The following is a 21,432-nucleotide window of genomic DNA, read 5'->3' on the forward strand; positions in this document are numbered from 1 at the left end:
CGGCTCACCTCCGGCGCTCCCGGCCCCGGCTCCTACGGCGCCCAGGACACCTGCGGCGCCGTCGCCCGCTCCCGGCCTGCCCGGATCATCCCCGTCCCCAGAACCCGCCTCCGGGGCGCCGACAGCACATCCTGGGTCGGCGCACGGACCCACGGCGCCCGGGTCATCCCCGACGTCGTCCCCCGCGGCGTCAGAACCGGGGGAGCTGCCGCCACCGGAGGCCCGTCCCGAGGATCCCACGATGCGCTGGTCGACGACGCGCGGTCTCGCGGCGGACCCCGCGATCTGCTCCGAACCGCTCTCGAGTCCCGGGCCATCGACGGGCCTGAGGAGCCACCGCACTCTCTGACGCCTTCGACGCGCCTGGGCGCGGTGAGCGCCCTGCACACTCCACGGGAATCGTGGTGGCCTCAGTGGCGGGGGAGGCACGGTGGGTGCCATGACATCAGTTCTCGCCCAACCGTCCCGCGCCGCTCCGGCAGGTGCGCGGTGAAGGGGTTCGCCCGCAGCCGCAGTGTCGCCCTAATCGGTCTGGAGGGGTACGTGGTGGACGTGGAGGCGGACATCGGGCAGTCGCTGCCGGGCTTCACGATCATCGGTCTGCCGGACCAGGCGGTCAACGAGTCCAAGGAACGCATCCGTTCCGCGGCACGTCATGCCGGCGCCCCTCTGTCACCACGCAAGATCACGGTGAACCTTTCACCGGCCACACTTCCCAAACGTGGTTCACACTTCGACGTCGCCGTCGTGATGGCGGTCCTCAGCGCCCAGGGCGTGGTGCGTGTCCCCCCGGACACCGTCTTCTTCTCGGAGCTGGGGCTGGACGGTTCCCTGCGCCCCGTCCGGGGAGTGCTCCCGGCGGTCCTCGCGGCCGTGCGCGAGGGGTGCCCACACGTCGTGGTGGCGGATGCCAACCGGGAGGAGGCCGAACTCGTCACGGGCGCAACCGTGAGCTCAGCTGGGCACCTGGCCCGTCTGCTGGTCGAGTTCGGGGCAGACCCCGCGCTTGCGGCCAAGGTAGAGCCCGCCGCGCCGGGGCCGGGGCCCTCGCACACTCCGCAGACGCGGGCGGTGGCCCAGGAGCAGGATCCGCGGGACCTGACTGACGTGGTGGGTCAGATCGAAGGGCGCAAGGCCCTGGAGATCGCGGCCGCCGGTGGCCACCACCTGCTCATGGTCGGCCCACCGGGCGCGGGCAAGACCCTGCTCGCGGAGCGCCTGCCGGGGATCCTCCCGGACCTCGAGGACGAGGACTCGCTCGAGGTCACCTCGGTCCACTCCCTTCGTGGCGACTCCGGGTGCTCGGCCCTGATCAGACGGCCGCCGTTCCAGTCCCCGCACCACGGGACCACGATGCCCGCTATGTGCGGGGGAGGCAGCGGCATGCCTCGGCCCGGTGCCATCTCCCTGGCCCATCGTGGCGTGCTGTTCCTGGACGAGGCGCCCGAGTTCGACCGCAGGGTGCTGGACGCGCTGCGACAACCCCTCGAGTCCGGCACGGTCACGATCGCGCGGGCCCAGTCCGTGGCGCAGTATCCTGCGGCATTCCAGCTCGTGCTGGCCGCCAACCCCTGCGCCTGCGGCCACGCGGGCGGCACCGGACATGCGTGCACGTGCAGCTCCGTGCAGCGCCGCCGCTACTTCGGGAAGCTCTCGGGTCCACTGCTGGACAGGGTGGACGTGCAGCTGCGGGTGCCCGCGGTGACCTATCACGAGCTCAGCGCGGTGTCGGGGGATGCTCCCGAGAGCAGCGCGACCGTGGCGCAGCGGGTCGCGCAGGCCCGGGGCGCCCAGCAGGAACGGCTGCGATCTCTGGGCTGCCGTCTGAACGCCGGCGTCCCCGGTGCCCTGCTACGCCGCAGACTGTCCCCGGGTGCGGAAGCGGTGGAGCCGTTGAAGGCCGCCATGGAGCGCAGGGCACTCACCGCCCGGGGGTTCGTGAAGGTCCTGCGCGTGGCGTGGACCCTCGCGGACCTTGACGGCGCGGTGGTGCCCACCCGCGAGCACGTTCAACTGGCCCTCTACTTCAAGACCACGGTGACGACATGACCGGCGACCAGTTCAGCCAGAACCCTGCAGATTTCCAGCACCCAGCCGATTCCACGGAGGACGTGAGGGCGTGCCGCACTCGTCTGGCCCGCATCATCGAACCGAGCGACACGGCCGGACTGCTCCTTCTGCGCGCGCTCGGGCCCCAGGTGCTGTGGCGGAGCATCACCGAGCTTCAGGAACCCACTCGCGCCCTGCACTCCGTGCTGTACAAGGCGACGCAGGAGTGGCTTCCGGGTTCCCGGACTCCCGACCTGACCGCCCGCTTCGAGGCATGGCGGTCCAGGTTGCCGGTCCCCGCGACGGACGTGGAGCACCGCCACGCCCTGCGCATCGGCGCCTGGACGGTGATTCCGGAGGACCCGGACTGGCCCGGGCAGCTCGCAGATCTGGGGCTGCAGCAGCCGATCGTGCTGTGGGGACGCGGAGACCGGGCGCTTCTGGGACGTCTCCGGGGCAGCGTGGCCGTGGTGGGGTCCCGCAACGCCAGCGCGTACGGTGCCGCCGTGACGAGGGGCATCGCCCAGGAGCTGGTGGCGGCCGACCGGTGCGTGGTGTCCGGGGGCGCCTTCGGGATCGACGCCGAGGCGCACACCACGGCATTGCAGACGGCTGCGGGGCCCGGGGCCACGGCGGCGGTCCTGGCCTGCGGCGTGGACCGGTTCTACCCCGCGGGCAACGCCGAGCTGCTCGGGCGGATCTGCCAGCACGGCCTGCTGCTGAGCGAGGTGCCTTTCGGGTGCGCTCCCACCCGCTACAGGTTTCTTCAGCGCAACCGGATCATCGCGGCCCTCACGTGCGCCACGGTGGTCACGGAGGCCGCATGGCGCTCGGGATCCCTGAACACGGCGCGGCACGCCGCGGGGCTCTCCCGAGAGGTGGCGGCCGTACCCGGTGACGTGCTCGTGGGCAGCTCGGCGGGGTGCCACCGCCTCGTGCGGGAGGACCACGCGGTGCTCGTCAGCAACGGGAGCGAGGTTCTCGAGCTCGTGGCACCGCTGGGCACCCCTCCCGACGAGACCCACCCAGGCGCGAGCGGTCTGGACCGTCGTCCCGAGGACGACCTGGACCCCCAGCTGCTGCGCCTCTTCGACGCCCTGCCCCTGCACCGCGATGCGGATCCCTCGTCGCTCTGCCGCGTCTCGGGGCTGGCGCCGGGGGACGTCCTCGCCGGTCTCGTCACTCTCCGGGAGCGCGGCCTGGCCACGGACTCGCTCCTGGGGTGGCGGCGGGTAGGCTCCCAGCATGGCCGGCCAGGACGAGACCCCCGCTGACGGACGCACCTTCACGGACGGGCGTACACCCGCTGGCGGACGCCCCTTCACGGACGGGCGTACACCCGCTGGCAGACCTTCCGCCCCGGGCGGACGCACTCCCTCCGGTGGACGTCCCTCGGCGGTCGAGCGCACCGTCGCGGTGGCACGAGTACCCACGAACGGGAGAGCCGCTCCCCAGACGCGCGCCTCCCGGTCCGTCGACGCCACCGAGCGAACGTCCCCGGCGACGAGCACGGATCCCGGGCCGCTCGATCACTACCTGCCAGGATTCCGTGCCCATCTCGGTCTCGAGCGCTCGCGCAGCGAGAACACGGTTCGGGCCTACACCACCGACATCGCGGACCTGTCACGCTGGATGCAGGGGACGGGCATCGACGACATCGACCTGCTGGACAGGGACGCCCTGCGCGGTTGGCTCGCCGACCGGCACCAGCGGGGACTGGCCCGCAGCTCGATCACCCGGGGCATCGCCGCTGTGCACACGTTCTTCCGCTGGGCCGTGGACACCCAGGGCCTGCGTCACGATCCAGCAGCCGGGCTCAAAGGCCCCCGCCCCGCCCGCCACCTGCCGGAGGTCGTCGGAGCCACCGCACTGTCCACCATGCTGGAGACTCTCGCGGACACGGCGCTGGGGGAGCACGAGGACGAAAGGGCTGCCGCGCTGGCCGCGCGGGACTGGGCCCTGCTGGAGCTGCTCTACGCCACGGGTGCGCGCATCGGCGAGCTGGTGGGGGCGGACCGCGCCCACCTCGACCGCACGCAGCACGTGCTCACCGTGACGGGCAAGGGGAACAAGCAACGGCGAGTGCCCTACGGACAGAGGGCGGGGGAAGCACTTGCCCTCTGGGAGCACCGACGGCCGGCCCTGGCAGGGCCGCGCGCGGCCGATGCCCTGTTCCTCGGCGCTCGAGGGGCGCGCATCGATCAGCGCGTAGCCCGGGGGGCCGTCGCGAGGGCGCTCGACACCGTTCCGGACACCGGGGCTCGCGGCCCGCACAGCCTGCGGCACAGCGCGGCCACCCACCTGTTGGACGGGGGAGCGGATCTGCGCAGCGTGCAGGAGCTGCTGGGCCACGCCACCGTGGCCACCACGCAGATCTACACCCACGTGTCCGTCGATCGGCTCCGAAGCGCGTACTCACAGGCTCACCCACGAGCTTGACATTCGAGCTCGCAGTGCCCACCAGGTTGACCGTGGGTGGGCCCTGCTGGACAATGAACCCGAGTGCGGAAGTTCGCCCCGGCCTCGAATCCGTGGCGGACGCCACCTCGCTCGTTTCAACTGCATCACGGCGCCGGGCTGGCAGCGCTGAACCTCCGAGCAGGACGTTGGGGAAGACGTACCTACACGACGGAGGAACAGGCTATGTCTTCACCCACCACGCGCGGAGTGCTCTACGTGCACTCCGCGCCCCAGGCGCTCTGCCCACACATCCAGTGGGCACTGGAATCCGTGTCGCATCGGCGGACGGATCTCGAGTGGACCCCGCAGAACGCCGAGCCCGGTTGCGTCCGCACCGAACTCGAGTGGTCCGGCCGTGCGGGCACCGGTGCGCTTCTCGCGTCTGCCCTTCGCACCCTGGGCCGGGTGCGCTTCGAGGTGACCGAGAACGCCAGCCAGGGCAGTGACGGGTCCCGGTGGTCCTTCACCCCGGACCTGGGAATCTTCCACGCCACCACGGACGTCGCCGGGAACATCTGCGTGAGTGAGGACCGGATCCGCTACGCCTTCGAGGCGGCCGGGGGAGACCCCGCTGCCGTGGTGGAGGAGCTCTCGCTGGCACTGGGTGAGGCCTGGGACGAGGAGCTCGAACCGTTCCGCCACGCGGCCGAGGGCGCCCCCGTGCGCTGGCTACACCGCGTGGGCTGATCGAGGGCACGCCCGAGCACCTGCACACACGCCTCCCGGGCAGCGCAGCCGCACCTCCGTCCGCGGCGCGCGCTGCACCCGTTACCTTGTGAGTGCCTCCGATGGTCGGGGGTCTGGTCGCTCGGCCGGGTATGGCTTTGTTGCCCTGCCATTGATGGTCCGGGGGGTGTTGCCGCCCGGTCGAGAGACACGCGTTGACCGCTGATAGGGACACGGCCCGCCGCCGTGGTGGCGAGGTCTCTTCGTAACGTGGGTGCCGGCATCGGGTGTCAAGACTGCGACCAGCGATGGTGCGCCAAGGAGGCTCATCATGGAGAACCGTTTCGCGGTAATCATCGGCCTGGATGTGGGCAAGACCGCCCACCACGGGTGCGCGCTGGATGCGACCGGGCACAAACTGTTCGACAAACCCCTCCCGCAGGACGAGACCCAGCTGCGGGAGTTGTTCACCAGCCTGCAGGAGCGTGGTGAGGTGCTGATGGTCGTGGACCAGCCCAACACCATCGGGGCGTTGCCGATCGCGGTGGCCAGAGACACCGGCTGCGCTGTGGCGTATCTTCCCGGGTTAGCTATGCGAAAAGCAGCAGACCTGTATCCGGGAAGATCGAAGACCGACGCCAGAGACGCGTTCATCATCGCCGACACCGCCCGCACCATGCCCCACACGCTGCGGCAGGTCGACCATGACAACGAGGTCCTCTCCGCGCTGAAAGTCCTCGCCGGGTTCGACGAGGACCTCGCCCACGAGACCACCAGGGCGTTGAACCGGATCCGTTCGCTGCTCACCCAGATCCACCCCGCACTAGAACGTGTCTTCCCCGGCGGGACCCTCTCCACCGACCTCGTGCTGGAGCTGCTAGAGAAGTTCGGAGGCCCCACCGGGTTCACCTCCGCTGGGCGGGGGCGGGTTTTGAGGTTCGCTCGTTCCCATTCTCGCCGCGATCCCTCTGCGCTGGTCGAGAAGATCTTCACGGCGCTGAGCGAGCAGACCGTGACAGTGCCGGCGACCGCGGCGGTCGAGCTCGTGATCCCCAGGGTGGCCGGGCAGGTCAAGGAGTTGAAAGCGCAACGGGCCACGGTCGCCCACGAAGTCGAGGCCATGCTGGAGGACTTCCCTCTCGCCTCGGTCTTGATGAGCATGCCGGGGATCGGCATCAAGACCGCAGCCCAGATCCTCCTCGCGATCGGCGATGGCACCGGGTTCGAGACCGCGGGCCACCTGGCCGCGTATGCGGGCATCGCCCCGATCACACGGCGATCAGGGACGTCGATCCGTGGTGAGTTCCCCGCTCGTTCGGGCAACAAACGATTGAAGAACGCACTGTTCTACTCCGCGTGGATCGCCTCGAATCGCGACCCGATCTCGAAGGCCTACTACGATCGCAAACGAGCCGAAGGAAAACGACACAACGCCGCCGTGATCTGCCTGGCCCGTCGTCGTTGCAACGTCATCTTCGCGATGCTCCGCAACGGCACCTACTACCAACCACCCACCGCCCCTACCCCCGAACCAACCGCTCTCGCGGCTTGACTCGGAACATAGGGACACCCCCCATGCCCGTGAGACGAGGAAATATGGAGCAGTTCGCCACCCACACCCAGGCCGTCCTGGACCGCATGAACGCGGTCATCGACGGCAAGCCCGCCGAGACCCGCACCGCACTGACGGTGCTGCTGGCCGGGGGTCATCTGCTGGTGGAGGACGTTCCGGGCGTGGGCAAGACCATGCTCGCGCGCACGCTGGCGGGGGCGATCGGCGGTTCGGTGAGCCGCATCCAGTTCACCCCAGACCTGCTGCCCACGGACATCACGGGCGTCTCGGTCTACGACCAGGTGCGCCGGGAGTTCGAGTTCAAGCCGGGCCCGGTGTTCGCGAACATCGTGATCGGGGACGAGATCAACCGCGCGTCCGCCAAGACCCAGTCCGCGCTGCTGGAGGCCATGGCGGAGGGTCAGGTCACCGCGGACGGCACCACGTACCGGCTGCAGTCCCCGTTCATGGTGGTGGCCACGCAGAACCCCGTGGAGATGGACGGCACGTTCCCGCTCCCGGAGGCCCAGCGGGACCGTTTCACGGCGCGGATCTCCATGGGCTACCCGGACGCGGACGCGGAGGTCGCCATGCTCTCGGACCACGGTTCCGGCTCTCCCCTGGCTGGGCTGGAGCCCGTGCTGGACGTGGACCAGGCCCGCCTGCTCGTGCAGCACGTGGCGTCCCTGCACGTGTCCACCGCGGTGCGCCGCTACATCGTGGCGCTGTGCCAGGCCACACGCTCCCACCCCCACCTGCGCCTGGGGGCGAGCCCCCGCGCCGCCCTGCAGCTGCAGGCGGCCGCCCGCGCGCAGGCCGCCCTGGCCGGCCGGAACCACGTGCTGCCGGACGACGTCAAGGACGTGGCGGTTCCGGTTCTCGCCCACCGCCTCATCCTGGAGCGCCGCTCGGGTGCGGACAGCACCCAGGAGATCGTGCGCGGCATCCTCGACGACGTCCGCGTCCCCACCGAAGACGCCCCGCAGACCCGATGAGGGCCACCACCTCTCGCGTGGACTCGCGCGCCAAGTTCACGCCGCGCGGGTGGTGCTTCCTGGTCGCGGCGGTGCTGTGCCTCGCGGCGGCCACGTGGCTCGGACGCAAGGACGTGCTGGCGCTGTCCCTCTTCCTGGGCGCCGTCCCGCTGCTGGCCTCGCTCGCCATGTGGCTCGTCAAGCCCCGGGTGCTGCTCAAGCGCTCGGTGGATCCTGCCCTGGTCACGCTCGGCGACGCCGCCCTGGTGGCCCTGAGGATCCGACGCCGCTCCGCCTTCGGCTCCCGTGCGCGCACCCCGGGGTCCACCTCCACGGAGCGCGCCGCCGTGGACGTCCACGAGACGGTGGACCCGCTGCTGGGCACGGACCAGGACTTCTCGGTCCCGGTGTCCGGCGCGCCCGTGACGTACACGGTGCGCCCGCGACGTCGGGGGGTTCACGAGCTGGGCCCCGCCACGGTGCGCGTGAGCGATCCGTTCGGGGTGGTGACCGAGCTGCTGGACGTCGCGGAGCACACGTCCCTGCACGTGGCGCCCGATCCCGAGCCCCTCAGCGAGCACGGGGTGTCCATGGTCCCGGAGACGGGCAACGATCCGTCCCGCCGCGCGCAGCCCCAGCCGGGGCCGGACAACGTGACCACGCGCGAGTACCGCCACGGTGACCCGATGCGCCGGGTGCACTGGGCGGCGTCGGCCAGGCACGGTGAGCTGATGGTGCGCCAGGAGGATCCGCGCAGCACGCGCCGGGCTGTCCTGGTCCTGGACTGCGTGGCGCAGCACTGGCCCGGCGCCACGGTGCGGGCCGGGGTCCTGGAGTCCACCGAGGAGTTCGAGTGGGCCGTGCGCGCGACCGCCTCCGTGCTGGAGCACCTGACCCGCCGCGAGACCGTGGTCCACGCCCTGGACGACCAGGGCCGCGCCCTGCCGCGCGGCGACGCGGAGAGCGCCGAGCTGCGGGACACCGCGGTCACGGACACCACGGCCACCGAGGTGGTCCACGGGCTGGCACGGGTGGCGCCCGTGCCCCGCCCCGAGCCGGAGGCGGCGCACGACCCCTTGACCGCGCGCCTCGACCGCGAGGGACTCAGCCACCCCGTGATGCTCTTCACGGGCCGGCTGTCCGAGGCGGCCGCCCGCCGCTACGTGCAGGCCACCGCGGGCTGTCCGGCGAGCTCGGTGGTCATGGTGGTGGACCCGCCGCTGATCCGCCCCGCCAGCGCGGCCGTGTTCGAGGCCGCGGGCTGGTCCGTGGTCCTCGTGAGCTGCTGGACCGACGTCGACGCCGCCTGGCTGGCCCTGCGCGGCGGCGCCACCCTGATGGCTCCCCGTCCTCCCGCCCCGGGAACCACCCAGCTGGGCATGGACGAGATGATGCGCCGCACCCCCCGGAGGACCACCGCATGAGCTCCCCCGATCCTTCGTCCCGCCGCACGCCGTGGGACCGCACGCCGAACCCTGCGGACGACGCCGTCGCCTCGGACCGTGCGGCCGACGCACCACCCCAGGACCATGCGAGCGGCGGTGCCGCGCGCCGGGAGACTCCCGGTGGCGATCCCACCGAACGCCCCCTGGGCGGCACCACTGCCGCGGCGACCGGCCGAGCCGGCGGAGCGGAACCCGCTGGCACCCCGGGCCAGGCCCGCAGGCCGCGCCGGGCCACCGGTGCCGGCCGCGCGGAGACCGCACCGCGGCGGCGTCGTTCTGGCGGCGCCGCCCCGACCGGCGGACCGGGCTCCGCACCGCGGCTGCGGGTGCCGGAGCTGTCTCTGCTGCTGCTCGTGAGCACCGCCCTGGGGTGCGTGGGACTGGCCGACGCGCTGAGCGGCACGTGGTGGATCCTGCCCGTGGCGGCAACCGTGGTCACCGTGCTGCTGGTGACCGGTGCCGCGCGCTGGCTGCGGCTGCCCTCGGTGCTCGTCACCGTGCTGGGCCTCGCTGCCCTGCTGCTCGCCCTGACCGTGGTGCACCTGGGCGAGCACGCGCTGCTGGGGTTCGTGCCCACCGGGGAGACCTTCTCCGCGGCGTCCTCGCTCTGGCAGTCCTCGGGTGACTTCGTGGCCCGCGACGCCGCCCCCTACGGCGAGGATCCGGGGCTGTCCTTCGTGCTGTGCGCCCTGGTGGGCCTGGTCACGGTGTTCATGGAGACCGTCCTGGTGGGCCTGCGCATGGCGGGGCTGGCGTGCGTGGGAATCCTCACGCTGCAGCTGGTGCCCGCCCTGACCCTGCCCGGCAGTGTCAGCACGCTCGGCCTGGCGGCCGCCGCCCTCGCCGCGCTCGCCCTGCTGGCCGGGTCCCGGATCTGGGGTGCCACCCGCGACCGCCGGATCGCCCCGGCACCGGGTGGCCTGCCGCGCGCCCTGCTCGTGGTCGCGGGCGTGCTTGCGGTCGTGCTGCTCGTGCCCTCGGTGATGCCGGGGTTCTTCAACGGCGCGTTCCCCCAGGGCAGCTCGCTGACGTCCGGGCGCGCGTCGGGCGTGGGGCCGCTGCGCGCCGTGGGCCAGGACCTGCGCTCGGCGGAGGACGCCCAGCGCTTCAGCTACACCACCTCGGACGGCCAGGCGCAGTACATGCGCCTGCTGACCCTCTCGGACTTCTCCCAGGACGAGTGGTTCCCGGACACGGACGGCCTGGACGAGAACCTCTCCGCGCTCGGCGGCGCGGCTCGCGAGGCCGTGCCCGGCGGCACGGAGGTGACCACCAAGGTCACGTTCGAGGACTACGACGAGCACTGGCTGCCCGCCCCCTACGCCCCGGCAGAGATCGCCGGGCTGGGCGAGGACGGATGGGCGTGGAACCCGCAGGACCTCACCGTGCACAGCGCGGCCACCGGGATGTCCGGCGCGAGCTACACCGTGACCTCGGTGCAGCCGCAGCCCACCCCCGAGACCCTGCGCCAGGCTCCCCCGGCGTCCGCGGACCCCGCGATGACCGAGTACCTCAAGCTGCCCCCGGACCGCCCGCAGTCCCTCTCGGACGCGGCCCGGCAGTTCACGGAGGGGGCGGGCACGGACTACGACCGCGCCCTGGCGCTGCAGAACCACCTGCGCCGGGACTTCCAGCACGACGTCAACGCTCCCCTGGCCCAGGGCTACGACGCCGGTGGGATGAGTTCCATGGACACGTTCATGTCCACCCGCACGGGCTACTCGGGGCACTTCGCCCCCGCCATGGCCCTGATGGCGCGCGAGGTGGGGATTCCCGCCCGGGTGGCCGTGGGCTACCTCCCCACGGCGGCCACCGCGGAGGACGGTGCCTCGTTCGCCGTGGGCACCGGGGACGCCCACGCGTGGCCCGAGCTCTACTTCGAGAACGTGGGATGGGTGCGCTTCGAACCGACCCCCGGCGTCCCGAGCACACCCGTTTGGGCCCCGGAGACCCCTCAGGACCAGGGCCACGCCGCCACCTCCCCCGCGCCGGACGCCTCGCAGCCCGAGCCCGGCACGAGCGAGGGTCCCGGCGAGCAGCCCAGCGAGCCCGCCTCCGAGCAGCCCAGTGACCCGGCCTCCCAGCAGCCAGGACAGAGCGGCGCCACGGACGAGACCGCCCCGCAGGAGCAGCGACCGGCAGGGCTGCCGCTGCCGTGGTGGGCCGTCGCGGCCGCGGTCGCGGTCCCGCTGCTGCTGGTGCTCGCGGCGCTGCCCCGGTGGCTGCGCGGGCGGCGTCGGCGGGCCCGGGTCCGCGCGATGCAGGACACCTCGCTGACCCCGCAGCGCAGGGCGAACGCCGCGTGGGACGAGTTCCGGGCACTCGCCGTGGACCACGGCGCGGCCTCCCGGGTCTCGGACACCCCGCGAGCGCGGGCCAGCCGGCTCGCGGCGGGGATCCCTGCGGCGCAGCCGTCCCTGGACCGCGTGGTGGCGGACCTGGAGAGCGCGAGCTACGGCGCACCGGACCCCTCGTGGAGCCCCCGGGCCACCCCGGAGGACCTTGCGAGGATCCGGGACGAGTTCCGCCGCAAGGCCTCCCGCGGGCAGCGGTTCCGTGCCACGTGGTGGCCGGCCTCCCTGTTCGGAGGATCCCGCCGCTGACACCGCACGACGCCGCCCGGGCGGGAGGGCGGCGTCGTCCACCAGCGCGGAGCGTCCGGCCCGTCCCGGGCCCGACCGCGGGCGGGATGTCTGCGGCGGTTCAGCACCGACGGCGAGCGGGGGCTCCCGCGGGTCTCAGGCGCGACCCCGGGCGGCGATCACGGCGTCGTAGAGGCGGCGGGTGCTCACGCCCCGGTCCGTGGCCACCTGGCGCGCGGCGGCCTTGAGCTTGATCTCGTGCGAGGCCACGAGCGCCTCGACCTCCCCCACGAGGTCCTCGGGCTCCGGTGCGGGTGCGGGTGCGGCACCGTGGACCACCACCACGATCTCGCCGCGCACCTGGTTTCCGGTGGCCCACGCGATGAGTCCGTCGAGGTCGTCCCGCAGCACCTCCTCGTGGAGCTTGGTCAGCTCCCGGCACACCGCGGCGCGGCGGTCCCCGCCGAGGGCGTCGCGCACCGCGGTGAGCATCTCCGCGAGCCGGTGCGGGGACTCGTAGAAGACCATGGTGCGGGGCTCCTGCGCGAGAGCGGACAGGTGGGCGGCGCGCTCCCCGGTCTTGCGCGGCAGGAACCCCTCGAAGGTGAAGCGGTCCGTGGGCAGGCCGGAGACGGCGAGCGCCGCGAGCATGGCGGACGGGCCGGGCAGCACCGAGACGGGCAGCTCCGCCTCCGCCGCGGCGCGGACCAGTGGGAAACCCGGGTCCGAGACGGTGGGCATGCCCGCGTCCGAGAGCACCGCGACCGTGCGCCCCGCACGGACCTCGTCCAGCAGCTCGCCGGCGCGGGAGTTCTCGTTGTGCTCGTGGTGCGTGACGATCCGCCCGGAGACCGTGACGCCGAGCCCCGTGGCGAGACGGTGCAGGGTGCGGGTGTCCTCCACGGCGAGGACGTCCGCGGTGCGCAGCACGTCCTTCAGCCGCTGGGAGGCGTCCGAGAGGTTGCCGATGGGGGTGCCCACGACGACCACGGAGCCGGGGCCGCCCCCGCGGGGGCCGTCCTCGGTCGGTGCCTGCTCGTCGCTGCCGGATGACGGGGTCGATGCGTGCGAATTCACAGTCCCACTCTACGAACCCCGTCCAGTCGCGGCGCGCAGGTGCCCCATCCACGCGGCCACGGCCGCACCGCACGGTCCCTCGGGGTCCGCGCCCTACCATGGGGTGCGTGCCCTCGACTGCCCTCTCCCCCGCAGGCCCCCCGGCCGTCCGCGGCTCCGACCGTTCGCTGAGCGAGCTGCTGCTGCCCGCCGTGACCCGGCTGCCGCACCTGTGGTGGGTTCCCCTGCTGCTTGTCACGGTCCTGGGCGGTGTGGTCCGCTTCGTGGGCCTGTCCTCCCCGCACGCCGTGGTCTTCGACGAGACCTACTACCTCAAGGACGCCTACTCGCTGCTGCTGCACGGCACGGAGCAGCAGTGGCCGGAGAACGCGGACGAGGGCTTCGTCTCGGGGATGATCCCCGCGGTGGAGGACCAGCCGTCCTTCGTGGTGCACCCGCCGCTCGGCAAGTGGCTCATCGCGATCGGGCTGTGGCTGTTCGGTGCGGACGACCCGTTCGGCTGGCGGTTCTCCGCCGCGCTGTTCGGCACCCTGTCCATCGCTCTGGTCTGGTGGGCGGGCTGGCTGCTGTTCCGCTCGGTGTCCCTGGCCACGATCGCGGGGCTCGTGATGGCCCTGGACGGGCTGCACCTCGTGGAGTCCCGGCTGGCGCTGCTGGACATCTTCCTCATGTTCTTCCTGCTGCTCGCGTTCGTCTTCGCCCTGCTGGACCGGGACGACGGCCGACGCCGCCTGGTCGCCCGCTGGAACGGCTCCGCCCTGGGCCCGTGGCTGGGGGTGCGCTGGTGGCGGGTGGCCGCGGGCGTGGCGTGCGGTGCGGCGGCCGCGGTGAAGTGGAACGCCCTGTTCAGCATTGCCGCCCTGGGGATCCTGGTGGTGCTGTGGGACATGAACGCCCGCCGCGTGGCCGGGGCCCGGCACTGGTTCACGGGAGCGGTGCTCAAGGACGGCCCGTGGGGCTTCCTCACCATGATCGGAGTGGGGCTCGTGACGTACGTGCTCACGTGGTCCGGCTGGCTGCTCACGGACTCGGGCTACGACCGGAACTGGGCCGAGCTGCACCCCGGGGAGGGCCCGCAGTGGTTGCCCCCGGCCCTGCGTTCCCTGTGGGAGTACCACGTGTCCGCGTACTCGTTCCACACCGGGCTGGACTCCCCGCACACCTACATGGCGGGCCCGGCCACCTGGCCGTTCATGGGACGTCCCACCTCCTACTACTACGAGTCACCGGGGGCGGGCACGGACGGCTGCACCGTGGACGCGTGCAGCCAGGCGATCCTCAACGTGGGCAACCCCGCCATCTGGTGGGTGGGGATCGCCGCCGTGCTGCTCGGGGTGTGGCTGTGGATCGTGCGCCGCGACTGGCGCTTCGGGGCCCTCGTGGGGGTCTACGCGGCCGGGTACCTCCCGTGGTTCCTCTACCCCGAGCGCACCATGTTCTTCTTCTACGCCCTGTCCTACTTCCCGGCCATGGCGCTGCTGATCGCCGGCGCGGTGGGAGTGCTCACCGGCAGGCTGGGCGTGCCACGGGGCGGCGCGGTGGCGGGCTCCGTGGCGGCCGCGGAGCGGGAACGGGTGGTCTCCCCCGTGTGGGCCCGCAGGTGGCGCACCGTGACGCTCGTGTACCTGCTCGTGGTGGCCGCGCTGTTCGTGTTCTTCTGGCCCGTGTGGACCGCCCAGACCATCCCCTACGAGCACTGGCGCTGGCGGATGTGGTTCAGCTCCTGGATCTGAGGGCCCGGCGGCGGGTGACCAGCACGGTGGTGAACGCTCCCACCAGGGCCACGATGGCCACGGTCACGGCGGCGTCCACCCAGAACTGCGTGGGGTAGAGCCGGATCAGGGTGTCCATGACGCTGAACGTCCACGTTCCGGAGCTGAAGAACAGCGAGTGGAACGCCGTGAAGAACTGCTCCCAGCCCAGCAGAGCGGTGGCCGCGGCCACCACGAGCAGGGCCACGGTGAGCCAGGCCCCCCAGAACCACGCGGCGGTGGCGGTGCCCGGCGCCGTGCGGTGCAGGTACCAGCCCGCGAGCGCGCTGAGCACCAGCAGCACGGCGGCCAGCAGCAGTCCCCACTGCATGACGTGCTGCACGTCCGTCATGTGGGAGACCTCGGACGGGGTGAACGCCAGACCGCCCCCGGGGCTCACGAGGCCACCCAGGTACTCGGGCGGGGCCAGGTTCATGATGTAGTCCAGCCCGTACGAGCCGAAGGTCATGCGCTCGTTGAGACCCATCCCCCACGGGTCGGCGGGGAAGCCCGGGCGGTGGTACTCCAGCCACAGGAACGCGGGCGTGGCCACCAGGCGGACGCCCACCGCGAGCCACAGGACGGGCAGGGAGAGCACCAGGAACACCTGGAGCACGCGCTGCAGCGGCGTGGGGCGGGGTGCTCGGGCCGGGGCCGCGGAGGAATCGGGCGCGCTCACCAGTTGCCGTGCCAGTTCTCGTCCGCGTAGTGCTCGAACGGGATGTTCCAGTCACCGTAGCCGTCGTCCGGGTCCGCCTGCGGGTAGTCGGTGTTGACCACCTCCACCATGTCCCCCGGCCGGAAGACGTCGTAGATGTAGGACGCACCCTCCGGGGGCATGCCCACGCAGCCGTGGGAGACGTTCGCCACGCCGAGCACCGGCAGCGCGGAGGGCAGGGCCTGGTGGATGAACTCCCCGCTCCACGTCAGCCGGGACACGTTAGAGGCGTCGAACGGCGGGTAGTAGTGCGGGTCGCCGGGTTTCAGGTCCAGGGAGGAGGCCTTGAACTCGTAGGACTCCGCCTGCTCGATGATGACCTTCTTGCCCGTGGTGGAGGGCCAGTCCGGGTTGCCCAGGGTCACGGGCCAGCTGCCGGTCTGCTTGCCGTCCACGTAGGACACGAGGGTCTTGGTGGTGTTGTCCACGTAGGCCCGCTGCTCGGCCCCGGTGGTGAACGTCACGGTCTTGTTCCCGTTGCCGATCATCCCGTTGCCCAGGTCCGTGCCCAGGATGTCCGCCGAGACCTTCACGGTGGAGTGGGGCGCCCAGGGCTTGTCCGGACGGAAGCGCAGCTTCTGGTCCGAGTACCAGCGGAACTGGCCCTTCTGGTGGGCCCCCTCCACGGTGATGGCCTTCTCCACGGCCGCCTTGTTGGTGACCGGCTCGGAGAAGGTGAACTCGGGAACCTGCCACACCCCGTAAGTCTCGCCGTCCTCCACGTTCATGCTCACGTCCGCCTCGTGCGCGGCGTCCACCGTGGTGAAGGCGCTCTCCCCCGTGCGCTGCTGGTCGCCGTTGCGTGCGGTGTAGGACACGGTGTAGCGCTCGTTGAACGCCAGGGGCTCCGTGGAGCGCCACTCGCCGCGGTTCTCGTCCAGGGAACCCTTCGCGGTCTCTCCGGTGCCCGCCGCGGTCACGGTCACGTCCGTGAGCTCTCCACCGGACGCCGTCACGACCACGGGGTCCACGGGGTTGACCATGGCGGTGTCCGCCGCCGGGGTCACGCTGACCTCGGGAGCGGCCGACGCGTGCTGCGAGGCCGTGGTGCCGCTCGTCGATGAACCGGGCGCGGCGGCGTCGTCACCCGATCCCGCGCCGCACGCGGTGAGACCCAGCAACGCCACGAGACCCAGGGCGGACAGGGCGGAAGCCCGGGACGAGCGGGACCCGCGGACGCGGAGCCCGGCCTGCTCCGAGGACGGGCGGCGTGGTGACGAGGACGTCATGGAGAACCTCACAGGGGGATCCACCGGCCCGCGTGCGCCGCGGGTGGGCGCCGAACGGTCAGGGACGGCGCCAGTGCGGCGTGCGCAGCTCGTCGGGCATCGCGACGGAGCGGGGCGGTGCAGGGTGGGAATGTGCCTTTGCAACTGATTGCGTCGGTTCAGGATACTCCCTGGACCTGTTGCCGTGAGCGGACGGGGCGCCGCCCGCGTCCTCGGTCCCGTTCCGGTCGGCCCCCGAGGTGCCGTCTGGTGCGCCGGGGGCGCGGCCCGGCGCGTCCTGCGCCGGCGGGACCCGGTAGGAGACGTCCCGCAGCACACGGGCACCGCCCGTCGGCCGGGCCGCCCCGAGGGAGGGGCCCCGGCCAGGGGCGCGGCGGGCAGGCGGTGTGTCATCCGTGCTGACGGCCTGGACCACGTTGTCGAGGTCGTCGCGGCTCCAGCCGCCCGGGGCCTCGAGGCGCACGATGCGCCAGCCGCGGGGCGCGGTCAGGGCGTCGGCGTGGGCGGGGCAGAGGTCGTAGGCGTGGGGCTCACGGCGCGCGGAGAGCGCCCCGATCACGGCGGTGGAGTCGGAGTACACGTAGGTGAGGGTGCACACGGCTTCGCGGTTGCACGTCAGCTTGGAGCAGCTGCGGCGAGGTGCGGCGGCGTCCGGCACGGGACTCAGCGTCCCCGGCGGCGCAGCCGGCGCCGCTCTCGCTCGGACAGCCCACCCCAGATGCCGAACTTCTCGTCGTTCGTCATGGCGTAGTCGAGGCACTGCCCGCTCACGGGGCACGCCTCGCACACGCGCTTGGCGTCCCGGGTGGACCCGCCCTTCTCGGGGAAGAACGCCTCGGGGTCCGTCTGGGCGCACAGCGCGTCCGTCTGCCACGCGAGCTCGCCCTCGGCATCGCCCTCGCTCACGGAGTAGAGGCCCGCGACGGCCTGCCACACGGAGGCGTCCACGCTCTGGACGTCGTGGACCTCCATGCCGCTGAAGTCCTGGGGAGCGGGTGCGGGGGGTTCTGAATCGCGGGGCTTCTTGCGGTCGGAGCGCAGCAGCACGTCGCCGGCGACCTCGGGGTGGGCGGCCAGGAAGGCGGAGGCCAGGTCGTCCAGGGTGGTCACCCCGGCGGCACCACGGGCCTGATCCACGGGATCGACGAACCAGTCCACGGGGACGGTGCCCCCGCTCGCATCGGTTCCGGAGTCCTCGCGACCGTCGATCCGGCGGCGTGCGGCCTCTCCCATGTCAGTCCTTCCGTCCCACGCGTACGCTGTCTCGTGCCCTCAACCAGCCCGGTTGTCCCGGCCCGTGCGCCGTGATCGGGTTCACCCACGGGGGCCGGGTGGACCCCCTAATTACACGCGTGTAAGTCCGGGGGGTCAAGCCGAGTACCCTGAGGTGACCGGTTCTTCCGGCGCGCCGCCCGGGAACCCGGGGCGCCGTCACTTACCCTAAGGAGTTTCTTCGTGGGACGCACACCGAGAGACCTCGCCCAGGCGCTCATGACGGTCTCCGAGCGCCCCACTCCCGCTCTGGTCTGGCGTGACGGCCCCGAACGCGTCGAGCTGTCGGGCCGCGTCCTGGTCAACTGGGTGGAGAAGGCCGCGGGCCTCCTCGTGGACGAGCTGGATGTGGCCGCATCGGACGTGGTCACGGTCTCCCCCGTTCCGCACTGGCGGCTCGTGGTGATCGCGCTCGCCGCCCTGCGGGTGGGCGCCCGCGTGCAGTTCACGCACCGGCCGGAACCGGACTCCGTGGTCCACGCCCACCTGGAGTCGGCCCCGGACGACGACGCCGCCGCGCAGCTGCTGCTCGTGGTCGCCGGTCCCGCGCTGGCCTTCTCGTGCGCCGCCCCCCTGCCGGACGGTGCCGTGGACTTCGCGGACGAGGTGCGCGCCATGCCGGACGTCTACACGGGGTTCGAAACCCCCGATCCGTCGGCCGAGGCCCTGGGATCCGCAGTGCTGCACGGCGACCTCGTGGCGCGGGCCCTCGCGACCGCTCCCTCCGGGATGGCCGAGCACCCGGCAACGGTGCACCTGCCCCTGGCCGACGGGTGGGGCGACACGGAGCTGCTCACGCTGCTCGGCACGGTGGTGCTGGGCGGGGCCGTGCTGATCACGGCCGCCCCGGAGGACGCGACCGCTGACGTCCTGGGCCAGGAACGCGCCGTGTCCCTCTAGGACGCGCGGCGGATGTCGTCGTCGGAGGGTTCGGGGGTGGGACGCTCGGCCGTGGAGCCGGAGGCCGGGGACGTCCCGGCGGCGTCGTTCGGCGTGTCCCCGTGGCGCCCCTGGGTGGCGTGGTCGTGGACCACGGGCATCTGGCTCGTGATGAACGCGAACTCCTCGTCCGCACTGTCCGCGAAGTCCGGGTCCTGGTCCAGCTCCGTGCGGAAGACCCAGAAGCGGTAGGCGAAGTAGCGGAAGATCGTGCCCAGGATGGTGCCGATGACCGTGCCGGAGATGAAGGATGCGGTGGCGGAGGTCAGCCCCAGGACGTAGTAGCTCACCCCGAGGCAGCCCAGCTCGATGGCCATGCCGATCCCGTTGGCCACAAGGAACTGCACGAGCTCTTTCTTCTTGTCGTCCTGGCGCTTCTCCCGGAACGTCCACATCCGGTTGGCCACCCACGAGAAGATGATGGCCACCACCGTGGCCACCACCTTGGCCTTGATGTGGCTGTCGGAGAACTGCGGCGTGTGCATGAGCAGCCACACCAGGCTGGCGTTGATGCCGAAGGCCGCGGCACCCACCAGTCCGAACTTGGTGAGCTCTTTGACGAACAGTTCCCACAGCGCGTGAGCGCGGTCAGCCAGGTTGTTCAAGGATTCGATCTCAATCTGCTACTCGGGGAAGGTGGACGGTCCTGGCCCGGCTACCCCCTTGGGGGCGCCGCCACGGACCCGCCGAGCCCCGGACGGGGTCGTTCGGCGTTCTGCGATAAATGTCTGCATCCTACTCCGACATGACTGGGCGCGGCGTGTGACGGTATCCTGGGCCGGTGAATTCTCCCGTTACCGGTCCCGTCATCGGCGTCGTGGGCGGCGGTCAGCTGGCCCGCATGATGGCCCCCGCCGCCACCGCTCTCGGAGTGCAGCTGCGGGTCCTCGCAGAGTCCTCGGACGCGAGCGCCGTGCCCGCCGTGCACAGTGCACCCACAGGTGACCACACCGATCTGGAGTCCCTGCGCCGCTTCGCGGCGGACGTGGACGTCCTCACCTTCGACCACGAGCACGTGCCCACCGAGCACCTGCGCACCCTCGAGTCCGAGGGCGTGGCCGTGCGGCCCGGTCCGGATGCGCTCGTGCACGCACAGGACAAGCTCGTGATGCGCCAGGCCGTGCAGCGGCTGGGTCTTCCCAATCCGCGCTGGGCGGAGGTCCACACGTCCGAGGACCTCGTGGCCTTCGGCGAGAGCACGGGCTGGCCCGTGGTGCTCAAGACCCCGCGCGGCGGCTACGACGGCAAGGGGGTGCTCCTCGTGGACGGCCCGCAGGCCGCCGCCCGTGGAACGGCCGCCGAGTGGTTCGAGCGCAGCGCCCGCGCGGCCGACGGCGCGGGGCTGCTCGCGGAGGAGGCCGTCCCCTTTTCCCGGGAGCTCTCCGCGATGGTGGCCCGGCGTCCCTCCGGCGAGACCCGCGCGTGGCCCGTGGTGGAGTCCATCCAGGTGGACGGCGTGTGCGACGAGGTGATCGCCCCGGCCCCGGGTCTGGACCCGCGCGTCGCCACCGCCGCGCAGGAGGCGGCCCTGCTGCTGGCCCGCGAGCTCGGCGTCACCGGCGTGATGGCCGTGGAGCTGTTCGAGACGCCCGGCACGGACGCCGGCTTCGCCGTCAACGAGCTGGCCATGCGCCCGCACAACTCCGGGCACTGGAGCATGGACGGCGCCGTGACCGGCCAGTTCGAGCAGCACCTGCGCGCCGTGCTGGACTGGCCGTTGGGAGCCACGGATCCCGTGGCGGGCGCCGCTGTCATGAAGAACGTGCTGGGTGGGAGCAACCAGGACCTGTTCTCGGCCTACCCCGCCGCCATGGCCGCGGAGCCGCGCGCCAAGATCCACACGTACGGCAAGTCCGTGCGCCCAGGCCGCAAGATCGGGCACGTCAACGCCGTGGGAGGCACCCACGAGGTCGAGCGGCTGCGCGCCGTCGCCACCCGTGCCGCCGCGATCGTCCGCGACGGCGAGCAGGCCGACGGCTCCGGCACCGTGAACCCCCGGCGCACCACCACGTGGGGTGCCGTTCCCGCAACGCAGGCCGAGGCCCCGGTCGTGGGTCTCGTCATGGGCTCGGACTCGGACTGGGCCACGATGTCCGCCGCGGCGCAGGCGCTCGAGGAGCTCGGGATCCCCTACGAGGCGGACGTGGTCTCCGCGCACCGCATGCCCACCGAGATGCTCGAGTACGGGCGCACCGCGCACGAGCGCGGACTGCGTGTGGTCATCGCCGGCGCGGGCGGGGCGGCCCACCTGCCGGGCATGCTCGCGTCCGTCACGCCGCTGCCCGTGATCGGTGTGCCGGTCTCCCTCAAGAACCTCGACGGCATGGACTCGCTGCTCTCCATCGTGCAGATGCCCGCGGGCGTTCCCGTGGCCACGGTGTCCGTGGACGGCGCGCGCAACGCGGGTCTGCTCGCGGCCCGCGTCCTCGCCTCCTCCCCCGATCTCTCCGGGACCGAGCTGCGCGGGCGGCTGCAGGAATTCGCCGGCGAGCTGTCCGAGGCGGCGCACCGCAAGGGCGCCGCCCTGCGCGAGACGGTGGCGCGCGGCGTCGGCTCCGGCGCCTGACCGTCCGCGCACCCGCCGGACGACGCCGCCCGGCACCGTCCCGCGGCGGACTCGCCCGGGCATCCCGCACCTCGACACCCACCCGGGTGGACAGGGCACAATGAGCGCGTCGGAGTCCCTCCCCCCGAGGCACCGGACCCCGGCCCCGCGGG

The 21,432-nt window shown here is 72.4% G+C and carries 17 protein-coding genes and 1 pseudogene; 12 read left to right on the top strand and 6 right to left on the bottom strand.

Annotated features, from left to right (window positions below; all coding sequences use genetic code 11):
- The first annotated feature begins 489 nt into the window (after positions 1 to 489).
- The 8 genes from QL985_RS08725 to QL985_RS08760 all read left to right on the top strand — a co-directional run bounded on the left by QL985_RS08725 (position 490) and on the right by QL985_RS08760 (position 11,749).
- A complete protein-coding gene (locus QL985_RS08725; protein WP_059281347.1) occupies positions 490 to 2,049 on the top strand; it encodes a YifB family Mg chelatase-like AAA ATPase in 1,560 nt (519 codons plus the stop codon).
- Positions 2,046 to 3,323: a DNA-processing protein DprA gene (locus tag QL985_RS08730; protein WP_059281348.1), complete on the top strand. Its 1,278-nt coding sequence runs from the start codon at positions 2,046 to 2,048 to the stop codon at positions 3,321 to 3,323. Before QL985_RS08725 ends, QL985_RS08730 begins: the two co-directional genes overlap by 4 nt.
- A gap of 142 nt (positions 3,324 to 3,465) precedes the next feature.
- Positions 3,466 to 4,488: a tyrosine-type recombinase/integrase gene (locus tag QL985_RS08735; protein ID WP_276513479.1), complete on the top strand. Its 1,023-nt coding sequence runs from the start codon at positions 3,466 to 3,468 to the stop codon at positions 4,486 to 4,488.
- A gap of 204 nt (positions 4,489 to 4,692) precedes the next feature.
- Positions 4,693 to 5,196 carry a DUF3145 domain-containing protein gene (locus QL985_RS08740; protein ID WP_019308985.1) on the top strand — a complete coding sequence of 168 codons (504 nt, stop codon included), beginning with the start codon at positions 4,693 to 4,695 and terminating at the stop codon, positions 5,194 to 5,196.
- A gap of 310 nt (positions 5,197 to 5,506) precedes the next feature.
- Positions 5,507 to 6,727, top strand: a complete 1,221-nt coding sequence (locus QL985_RS08745) for an IS110 family transposase (RefSeq protein ID WP_019311302.1) — start codon at positions 5,507 to 5,509, stop codon at positions 6,725 to 6,727.
- Positions 6,728 to 6,771: 44 nt separating this feature from the next.
- Complete coding sequence (locus tag QL985_RS08750; RefSeq protein ID WP_052239230.1) at positions 6,772 to 7,722, top strand: AAA family ATPase; 951 nt, start codon at positions 6,772 to 6,774, stop codon at positions 7,720 to 7,722.
- Positions 7,719 to 9,125 carry a DUF58 domain-containing protein gene (locus QL985_RS08755; RefSeq protein ID WP_144802904.1) on the top strand — a complete coding sequence of 469 codons (1,407 nt, stop codon included), beginning with the start codon at positions 7,719 to 7,721 and terminating at the stop codon, positions 9,123 to 9,125. Before QL985_RS08750 ends, QL985_RS08755 begins: the two co-directional genes overlap by 4 nt.
- Complete coding sequence (locus tag QL985_RS08760) at positions 9,122 to 11,749, top strand: transglutaminaseTgpA domain-containing protein (protein WP_259921759.1); 2,628 nt, start codon at positions 9,122 to 9,124, stop codon at positions 11,747 to 11,749. Before QL985_RS08755 ends, QL985_RS08760 begins: the two co-directional genes overlap by 4 nt.
- A 135-nt stretch (positions 11,750 to 11,884) precedes the next feature.
- On the opposite strand, the gene rsmI is transcribed toward QL985_RS08760, so the two are convergent.
- The gene (rsmI, locus tag QL985_RS08765) at positions 11,885 to 12,805 is read right to left on the bottom strand and encodes a 16S rRNA (cytidine(1402)-2'-O)-methyltransferase (protein ID WP_259906054.1); all 921 of its coding nucleotides are present in this window, start codon (positions 12,803 to 12,805) and stop codon (positions 11,885 to 11,887) included.
- Positions 12,806 to 12,903: 98 nt separating this feature from the next.
- Between rsmI and QL985_RS08770 the strand changes: the two genes are divergently transcribed.
- Positions 12,904 to 14,538, top strand: a complete 1,635-nt coding sequence (locus QL985_RS08770) for a phospholipid carrier-dependent glycosyltransferase (protein WP_039100934.1) — start codon at positions 12,904 to 12,906, stop codon at positions 14,536 to 14,538.
- On the opposite strand, the gene QL985_RS08775 is transcribed toward QL985_RS08770, so the two are convergent.
- From QL985_RS08775 to QL985_RS08790, 4 genes are read right to left on the bottom strand one after another with little or no spacing between them, the layout of a single operon-like run.
- On the bottom strand, positions 14,522 to 15,235 hold the full coding sequence (locus QL985_RS08775) for a TIGR01906 family membrane protein (RefSeq protein ID WP_276522379.1): 714 nt from the start codon (positions 15,233 to 15,235) through the stop codon (positions 14,522 to 14,524). The genes QL985_RS08770 and QL985_RS08775 overlap by 17 nt on opposite strands.
- Complete coding sequence (locus QL985_RS08780) at positions 15,232 to 16,503, bottom strand: Ig-like domain-containing protein (RefSeq protein WP_249494314.1); 1,272 nt, start codon at positions 16,501 to 16,503, stop codon at positions 15,232 to 15,234. Before QL985_RS08780 ends, QL985_RS08775 begins: the two co-directional genes overlap by 4 nt.
- Before the next feature lie 58 nt (positions 16,504 to 16,561).
- Positions 16,562 to 17,161, bottom strand: a complete 600-nt coding sequence (locus tag QL985_RS08785) for a DUF3499 domain-containing protein (protein ID WP_259906056.1) — start codon at positions 17,159 to 17,161, stop codon at positions 16,562 to 16,564.
- A gap of 5 nt (positions 17,162 to 17,166) precedes the next feature.
- Complete coding sequence (locus QL985_RS08790; protein ID WP_047978069.1) at positions 17,167 to 17,736, bottom strand: WhiB family transcriptional regulator; 570 nt, start codon at positions 17,734 to 17,736, stop codon at positions 17,167 to 17,169.
- Between the two features lie 222 nt (positions 17,737 to 17,958).
- Here QL985_RS08790 and QL985_RS08795 point away from each other — a divergent pair, with 222 nt between their 5' ends.
- Positions 17,959 to 18,675, top strand: coding sequence for a TIGR03089 family protein (locus QL985_RS08795; RefSeq protein WP_191550969.1), 717 nt, complete (start codon positions 17,959 to 17,961; stop codon positions 18,673 to 18,675).
- Here QL985_RS08795 and QL985_RS08800 read toward each other — a convergent pair.
- Positions 18,672 to 19,319 carry a GtrA family protein gene (locus QL985_RS08800; RefSeq protein ID WP_124108915.1) on the bottom strand — a complete coding sequence of 216 codons (648 nt, stop codon included), beginning with the start codon at positions 19,317 to 19,319 and terminating at the stop codon, positions 18,672 to 18,674. The two genes, QL985_RS08795 and QL985_RS08800, sit on opposite strands and share 4 nt — an antisense overlap.
- A 176-nt stretch (positions 19,320 to 19,495) precedes the next feature.
- On the opposite strand from QL985_RS08800, the pseudogene QL985_RS08805 reads away from it, so the two are divergent.
- A pseudogene (locus tag QL985_RS08805) lies at positions 19,496 to 20,680 on the top strand (5-(carboxyamino)imidazole ribonucleotide synthase); the annotation flags it as partial.
- A gap of 96 nt (positions 20,681 to 20,776) precedes the next feature.
- The gene (gene purE, locus QL985_RS12125) at positions 20,777 to 21,280 is read left to right on the top strand and encodes a 5-(carboxyamino)imidazole ribonucleotide mutase (RefSeq protein WP_308219534.1); all 504 of its coding nucleotides are present in this window, start codon (positions 20,777 to 20,779) and stop codon (positions 21,278 to 21,280) included.
- The last annotated feature ends 152 nt before the right edge of the window (positions 21,281 to 21,432 follow it).

This window comes from Kocuria sp. APC 4018 (genome assembly GCF_030407675.1).
In the GTDB taxonomy this organism is placed as follows: Bacteria; Actinomycetota; Actinomycetes; order Actinomycetales; family Micrococcaceae; genus Kocuria; species Kocuria rhizophila.